This is a genomic window from Sulfitobacter aestuarii, assembly GCF_042685005.1.
Taxonomy (GTDB): Bacteria; Pseudomonadota; Alphaproteobacteria; order Rhodobacterales; family Rhodobacteraceae; genus Sulfitobacter; species Sulfitobacter aestuarii.
In genome coordinates this window covers 1-1,126 of the sequence record NZ_JBHUMP010000068.1, presented here as the reverse complement: position 1 = coordinate 1,126, position 1,126 = coordinate 1, and the positions used below count along the sequence as shown (strand labels likewise).

Sequence of the window (1,126 nt, the reverse complement as noted above, 5' to 3'; positions counted from 1 at the left end):
CGGCCCCCGCAAAGCGCCCCGATCAGCACGGGGATCACACGGATGCCCGCCGTCGGTGGGAGGAGGCGCCCTATATCGATCACCAGCGTTCCTATGCCGAAATCCGCGGGATTGACCGCAAGACGCTGCTTCGGTTTCACAACGATGTCAGATCAGGTGCCTTCGGCGGGATCTATTTCGCCCACCGAAATATCAAGACCGGTGCTATCCAGGGGTTCGAGCAACGCTGGGAAAAGAAGGGCGAAAAGAACAAGGCCCGGTTTGCGAAAGGCGGGCGCAAGTCCGTGAGCGTGCTGGGCGATCCAACCACCGCCACCCGGATGATTGTTTTCGAAGGCGGCCTGGATGCCCTCGCCCTGGCTGAGATGGAAGGTCGGGATGACACGATCTACGTGAGCACAGGCGGCGGCTTCGGCCCGCTGTCAGCGATGGCGCTGCGCCAATTCGGGGCCGACAAGGCGGTGTTCTCCGCCTTCGACAATGACGCCGCCGGTGACCTGCTTGCCGACAAGCTCCGCGAGATCCTTCCCGCTGCCGAACGTCTTGCGCCTCCGTCTCGTGTCGAAGGCGCGGCCACCGTCTGCAAGGACTGGCTCGATGTTCTGGTCGCCTCGAAATCCACTGGCACAGCCCCCCTCGCCTCAAGCTCTACATGGGAGTTAGCCGAAAGGGAGCCCCCACCCGCGGCTGTGGTGGAAGACCGGCATCAGTCGCCCCTCACGTCCATGGATGACGGGCCGGGATTTGGGTAGCGACAATGATTGAGGTGAAGGAGGCGACCGCGTGGCATGCCCTCATCGGTTGGTAAAAGTCAATTGGAGCGATGGTTGGCTCTGGTCTATCGGGCAGATGGCATTCGAGGCGCGCGGGGGGCCCTCTCTCACCCGCGAATCTTCCGGATTTTAGCCATAGTTTTCCACATGTTTCAGGCTCTTTGGCAATTTCGGTAGGCGCTTTGAGACGCCCACTTGGGGTATCTTATCGCCAGCTCGGTCTCACGGACCATCAAACGACACGTACAAAGAACGCCCTGCTTTCATCAGCTTGCGGCGCACGGAGAAGGCATGCCATGGCGCGCAAGCGGAAGAAATATACGCAAGAGGAGGGTGTCCAGCCGGGCGGCACC

The 1,126-nt window shown here is 61.4% G+C and carries 1 protein-coding gene; it reads left to right on the top strand.

Translation table 11 applies throughout. The annotated features are described in order from the left end of the window. On the top strand, nt 1–752 hold a 752-nt coding region (locus ACFSUD_RS19600; protein ID WP_386376186.1), incomplete at its 5' end, for a toprim domain-containing protein. Nucleotides 753–1,126 lie beyond the last annotated feature (374 nt).